Source organism: Pseudomonas sp. 05T35 (assembly GCF_056396605.1).
The window spans coordinates 1-6,439 of record NZ_JBFTLU010000249.1 but is presented as its reverse complement, the minus strand read 5'-3'; the positions used below and the strand labels follow the sequence as shown (position 1 = coordinate 6,439).

The following is a 6,439-nucleotide window of genomic DNA, read 5'->3' as shown; positions in this document are numbered from 1 at the left end:
GAGACAGGGTTCACGACTGCTTCGCAGCCGAACGCAGCCTCGCGGGCTCGGCAGCTGCTACAGGGAATGTGCCTGGCCGGAAATTTCTTAACTTGCGGGCATTCGGGCAAGTCCCCTCGCCTGCGTTACAATCGGCGCCCTTTTCAACTTCACCAAGGATCCTTCATGTCCGGGCTTGAACTGTTTGCCGCCGCACTCGGCGTGATTGCCGTCTGGTTGACGGTCAAACAGAACCCCTGGTGCTGGCCGATCGGACTGGCCATGGTGCTGCTCTACAGTTGGATCTTTTTCGAGGTGAAGCTGTATTCGGACATGCTGCTGCAGGTGATTTACGCCGGCTTGCAGCTCTACGGCTGGTGGCAGTGGACCCGTGCCGGCGAAGCGCAACATGGACGGCAAGTCACGCAGCTGGATGGCCGTTCGATGTGGGCAGGGTTGGCCGTCGGTGCCGTCGGCAGCTTGCTGCTGGGCGCGGCCATGGCTCATTGGACCGATGCCGCGCAGCCCTGGCTGGACGCAGCATTGACCGGTTTCAGTCTGGTGGCGCAACTGTGGATGGCGCAAAAACGCCTGCAATGCTGGCCGTTGTGGATTGCCGTCGATGTGATTTTCGTCGGGCTGTTTATCTACAAGGGCTTGTACCTGACGGCTGCACTGTATGGTCTGTTTACGCTGATCGCCGTGCAAGGCTGGCGCGAATGGCAGGCCGATCCGGCGTTGCGCGCATGAAGGTCCTGGTACTCACCGGCCCGGAGTCCAGTGGCAAAAGCTGGTTATCGGCAGAGCTTCAACGCCACTTTGGTGGGTTGCTGGTGGGTGAATACGTACGTTACTTCATCGAACAGAACCCGCGTGATACCTGCCTTGCCGATATCCCGCAGATTGCCCGTGGTCAAATGGCCTGGGAAGACAGCGCCCGGGCCCAGCGCCCTGCACTGCTGATTCTCGACACTCACTTGCTGAGCAATGTGCTGTGGAGCCAAACCCTGTTTGGCGAATGCCCCGCCTGGATCGAAGACGCGCTGCTGGCCAGGCAGTACGACCTGCACCTGCTGCTGTCTCCCGAATCGGTTGACTGGACGGATGACGGCCAACGCTGCCAACCGGATCTGAACCAGCGCCTGGCGTTCTTCAACGCGACAAAAGCCTGGCTGGAACAACACCAGCAAAGACTGCAGGTCATCAACGGCGATTGGGCCGAGCGCCGTCGTCAGGCCTTTGCGGCRGTGGAGCAATTGCTAACGCCGTGAAAGCACCTGTATTTGAGGGGGCATGTGTCCGTTCTTGAAACACTCCAGTGCCGTGTAACAGCCCTATCAACGGCCTTCATCCTCTTGTCATGCTGACTGTTAAGTCATTGGTACACTCGCCCGCAAACACTTGATTTAGAGCTTTTCGACCGATGAGGCCGGCTCGCGATGGCGGGCACTGTCTCACGGTTGATACAGCTCAAACATCCCCCTGCCTGCCCTACCCCATAACGTATTGAATTCAATCAATAAATAAAAAGCGGCACAGCTTCTGCTCTCTCCTTCACAACGCTGACCAAGGCCAGCGCACAAAAGACGAGGGAGTGCCGACGTGGAGACAATCGATAAAGGCTTTATCCGCCTCCTGCTGATCGGATGTGCGTTCAGCTCTGTCATCAGTCTGCCTGTCCAGGCCGCCGATGGAATCATCGTCATCCAGCGGGAAGTCCAAACGCGTAACGCGACTCGCCGCCCCATGGTTCCCGACCCCAGCCCCCTGACCGTCAATGCCAACCCGTCCAAACAAGTCATCAGTGCAACCAATGAACTGTCGGACAGTGACATTTCCGGCATCAGCAGCGGTGCAAGCATCGCCGGCACGATCACTCAAGCCACCGGCACGCTGAGCGGCAACATCAATGGTCAGACACAACTGCCCGGCTTGTCCGCAGGACATTCCGCAGGCTCCGGCAACGGTATTGCCAACAGGATCGACGGCACCATCCAGCAAGGCCTGGGCAGTCTGAATGTTATCGGGGGGACAATGAAATGAATCGCACTCTGCTGATTCTGGCCATGTTTTGCAGTACGCCGACCTTTGCCCAACCGCCTGTCATCGATACGGCCACCATCGACAACTCCGGCAGTCAGTACCAGGGCAACTTCTCGGTCAACCAGGCGGCCGGCGATCAGCAACAACAGGCCAACGCCCGAGCCATCGCCATTGACACCGACGCCAGCGCCACCACGCAGATTCGCCAACGGTTGCGTACTCAAGTCGATCCCAGGATCGATGCCCAATCAGCAATTAAAGGCAACGCCTTCAGTAACGGCAATGGYGTACTGGGGGTCAACCAGAGTTCGGGCGCCAGCAACCAGCAAGCCAACGCCCTGCGGATAAGCATCAGTGCTACGCCGCAAAGTATCGACGACAGCGTCCTCAAGCAACAGAACGTGGCGCTGCTCAACAACTCCGATTCAACGGATCTTACTCCTGGCCATCGCCAGGTCGCTACCAGCGACCAGGCCTTCACCGGTAGCCGTGGGGTGATCCAGTTGAATCAGAGCGCCGGGGTGGGAAACCGAACGGCCAACACCCTGAGCGTACGGGTCGCGGATTGACCCAAAAGGTAAAAAAACAACACTTAACCTAAAAATAAAGTACGGAGAATCAGCATGAAACCCTCAATGGCACTCAAGCCTCTGGTTTTCGCAATCGCTGCGGTAATGGCTATTGCTGTACAAGCTGGCCAGCGTGATGACGAGCATCATCATCGTCATCACGTAAATCCAAAAGACACCACCAATGCCGGCGCCACTGCCAACGMCACGGACAAACAAACCAGCACTGGCAACTACATCAGCAATGAAGGGACTAAAAACACTGCCAACATGACCAATTCGGCCACGGGCGCCTCCGGTAACGTGGGTGTCAACGTTGCAGCAGGCGACGGCAACCAACAAGACAACGCTGCCGCCATTGCCAGCGGTGACGGCTCGTTTGTCTTCGGGTCTGTGGTAGCAACCGCCAAAGTCACGCAAACCCAAAGCAACAACGAGGTCTACAACCAATCCACCAACAACAGCGCCAATATGAGTGGTTCGGCTAACGGCGGCAGCGGCAACATGGGCATCAACATGGCTGCTGGCGACCTTAACCAACAGAAAAACACCATGGCGATCGCTGTGTCTGGCGGCAAGCACGCGACTGCAACCGCGAGTGCCGACCAATCAGGCCCAGGCCTGAGGGTGGATAACGACGCCGATCGGACCTACCGCCTGGATACGCTGTCGCGTACCGTCTCAGCCAGCGGTCATCAGTCTTTCAGCKAGGCATCCAAATCGCACTCTGCTTCGGACTTTACCAAGCGCTTGGATACCGCCTTTGCTACGCACGAAGCTACGAAATCTGCTTCGAGCTCTGCCAGCGCCTCTGCCAGCGCCGCTGCCAGCGCCGCCGCCAGCGCCGCTGCTTCGCATGCTGCTTTGAAAGCTAGTCTGGATGTGGACGTGGATGTGGACGTTAGCTCTAGCAGGACTAATGGCTGGCACACCAGCAGCAGGAGTGCGACTTTCGACGCCGATATCGACGCATCGCTCGCCGCATCGATCGACAAATCGCGCAGCGCATCGAACAGCGCATCGCACAGCGCATCGAGCAGCGCATCGCGCAGCGCATCTAGCAGCGCATCGCGCGACGCATCGGGCAGCGCATCGTTCGCCGCTTCTGGCAGTGAATCGAAAGATAAATCGCAAAGCTTCAGCGAGTCCAGCGCCTTTGACTTGAGCAACACCGTGTCCTGGCAAGTGCTGACCCCAACTGGCTGGGCAAACCCTGTGACCAACACTGCTAACCTGAACGGTTCGGTGAATGGTGGCAGTGGCAACCTGGGCGTCAACGTGGCTGCCGGTGCTGGCAACCAGCAAAGCAACTCGCTGTCCATTGCATCCGGTTGCAGAACCTGCCTGTAAACCTGGCTCCAGTGTCTGGAGAGCCCCCTTCGGGGGGCTTTTTTTCACTCTTGCACGAGGGCTACCGATCATGCGCATTTTCGCCCTGGCGTTCCTGGTTTTTCTGGCTGGTCTGAGCGAAGCGGGACAAATGCCGCTTTCCGTCTTGCCCGGCGGAGCGGTCGTTTTCAAACCGGTCCAGAGCATGCGTGAGCGCAAATTTGCCGACCTGGTCCAACAAAAAACCGACTTCAGCTGCGGTGCAGCTTCCCTGGCGACCGTATTGCGCCAGGCCTATTGGCTGGACGTAACCGAGGCACAAATCATCGAAGGCATGCTGGCTCACTCCGACCAGAATCTGGTCCGCGTCCAGGGCTTCTCCATGCTCGACATGAAGCGTTACGTGGAAAGTATCGGCATGCGGGCCCGTGGTTATCGGGTAACGCCGGAAACTCTGACCAGCGTCGCCATTCCGGTGATCGTGCTCATGGACATCCGCGGCTACAAGCACTTCGTGGTCATGCAAAAAGCGGAGAAAGACTGGGTGTATATCGGTGATCCGGTACTCGGTCACAGACGCTTCAAGTTCGACGATTTTGTCAAAGGCTGGAACGGCATCATCTTCGCCGTCATAGGCCAGGGCTACGACAAGACCAACGTCTTGCGCGATCCACCTTTGCCACTGACCGCCAAGAACCGCATCAACACCTTCAGCCCGGTACGGGATGCAGAATTGATGGATTTCGGGTTCATCCAGAGCGACTTTTTCTAATGACAAGGGAGCACGAAGCTCCGGGAGTATCCAATGAAGACTCCATACTGGCTGGCCGTCGTTTGCCTGGCCGCCAGCCTGCCAACACAAGCACTCACGTTCAAACCGATTGAACTCAAGGATCAGGAGTTGGCGACCCTTCGCGGCCGGTATGTCATGCCTGGCCGGATCATCAGTTTCGGGATTGTCATGACCAGCACCTGGCAAAATGCCAGCGGCGAAGTGATCGGGGCAACCTCCTCGATGCAGATTCAGGAATCGACCATCAAGCCGCAGTTCTATGTGTTGATGATCGACAAGAAAGGTGATGGTTCACCGGTCTCCCAAGGTTCCGGCAATGTCAGCGGCGGCGCCGGCCTCAGCACCACCCAGGGCGTAACTCAGGTCGTGCGCGCCGCTGGCGACTACAACAGCGCCTACAACAATGTCGCCATCAACGTCAAAGAAGCCAACCAGGCACCACAAATGGATACCCAGGGCCAGCCATTGGCCGCCGGTACGACCCTGTCTGCGTCCAACGGTGCCGGCACCTTCAGTATGTCGTCGAGTAACACTGGCGTGCAGTTGAGCATCCAGGCCAACAACAATCAGGGCAGTACCGTGCAACGCCTTGCCCAGGGCGGCCTGATGCAGAACGCGACCTTGCTCGGCGGAAGAAACCAGGTGAACAACCTGACGTCCCTCAATGTTGTCCTGCGCAATAACCTGCCGACCGTCGGGGCGCTGGACTGCAATCTGGACCAACTAAAAGGCCTACGCACTCTCGGATACTGATCTACGCTGAGTCTCATCGAATGAAGTCAGAAGGGACGACAAACCCATGCACAGATCTTTTACGTTCAGAGCTGTCGTTTGTTTGAGTACCCTGGTCCCGGCCACTTTGCTGCAAGCAGCACCGGACCCCCAGGTAGAAGCCTTAAAACAAGAACTCATGGAGCTGAAACAGCGTTACGAAGCACAACAAAACGCGCTGATGGTACTTGAGCAGCGCGTTAAACAAGTCGAAGAAACACCAGCTACACCTGCTCCCAAGCGCCTGACCCGCTCCCCTGCCGAACAGACCAAAGGCGCCAAGGTCGTGGCCACGGGCGCCCCAGGSAGCACTTCGTATGGGCAGTCGCTCAAGGACGACTCGGGACCTGCGCAAAGCGTGTCCAACCTGTATGACGAAGCCAGCGGCTTCTTCGGCGGGGGCAAGTTCAGTTTCGAAACGGGCATGACTTATACCCACTATGACACCCGTGCGTTGGTGCTCAATGGATTTCTGGCTCTTGACTCGATTTTTCTCGGCAACATCAACATTGACCGCATCAAGGCCGACAACTGGACCCTGGACCTGACAGGCCGCTACAACGTGGCGCAACGCTGGCAGTTCGACATCAACGTCCCGGTCGTCTATCGAGAATCGACATACTCTTCTGGTGGTGCAGGAGGCGCAGCCCCGGTCTCATCCGACGCCACCGTCAAGCGCGATCCGACCATAGGCGATGTCAACTTTGGTGTTGCCTACAAGTTCCTGGATGAATCGGAAAACCTGCCCGACGCGGTCGCCACTCTGCGAATCAAGGCGCCGACCGGCAAAAATCCGTACGGAATCAAGCTGATCAAGGACCCGGGCAACGACAATTTGTCGGTACCTCAGTCACTCCCTACCGGCAACGGTGTCTGGTCGATTACCCCGGGTATCTCACTGGTCAAGACCTTCGACCCTGCCGTGCTCTTCGGCAGCCTGTCCTATACCTACAAC

Annotated in this window: 8 protein-coding genes; all 8 read left to right on the top strand. The window is 57.7% G+C overall.

Annotation, left to right across the window (positions count from 1 at the left end; genetic code table 11):
- Positions 1-165 precede the first annotated feature (165 nt).
- Complete coding sequence (pnuC, locus tag AC1DH9_RS18655) at positions 166-729, top strand: nicotinamide riboside transporter PnuC (RefSeq protein WP_427540019.1); 564 nt, start codon at positions 166-168, stop codon at positions 727-729.
- Positions 726-1,250, top strand: coding sequence for an AAA family ATPase (locus AC1DH9_RS18650; RefSeq protein ID WP_427540016.1), 525 nt, complete (start codon positions 726-728; stop codon positions 1,248-1,250). The genes pnuC and AC1DH9_RS18650 overlap by 4 nt, the downstream gene beginning before the upstream one ends.
- Positions 1,251-1,581: 331 nt before the next feature.
- Positions 1,582-2,022, top strand: a complete 441-nt coding sequence (locus tag AC1DH9_RS18645; protein WP_427540013.1) for a hypothetical protein — start codon at positions 1,582-1,584, stop codon at positions 2,020-2,022.
- Positions 2,019-2,591, top strand: a complete 573-nt coding sequence (locus tag AC1DH9_RS18640; protein WP_427540010.1) for an adhesin — start codon at positions 2,019-2,021, stop codon at positions 2,589-2,591. The genes AC1DH9_RS18645 and AC1DH9_RS18640 overlap by 4 nt, the downstream gene beginning before the upstream one ends.
- A 54-nt stretch (positions 2,592-2,645) precedes the next feature.
- Positions 2,646-3,941 carry an autotransporter outer membrane beta-barrel domain-containing protein gene (locus AC1DH9_RS18635; RefSeq protein WP_477808558.1) on the top strand — a complete coding sequence of 432 codons (1,296 nt, stop codon included), beginning with the start codon at positions 2,646-2,648 and terminating at the stop codon, positions 3,939-3,941.
- A 70-nt stretch (positions 3,942-4,011) separates the two neighbouring features.
- Positions 4,012-4,692: a C39 family peptidase gene (locus AC1DH9_RS18630; protein ID WP_427540004.1), complete on the top strand. Its 681-nt coding sequence runs from the start codon at positions 4,012-4,014 to the stop codon at positions 4,690-4,692.
- Positions 4,693-4,725: 33 nt separating this feature from the next.
- On the top strand, positions 4,726-5,466 hold the full coding sequence (locus AC1DH9_RS18625; protein ID WP_442114741.1) for a hypothetical protein: 741 nt from the start codon (positions 4,726-4,728) through the stop codon (positions 5,464-5,466).
- A 46-nt stretch (positions 5,467-5,512) separates the two neighbouring features.
- A partial coding sequence (locus AC1DH9_RS18620; protein WP_477808557.1) for a hypothetical protein occupies positions 5,513-6,439 on the top strand: 927 nt, incomplete at its 3' end.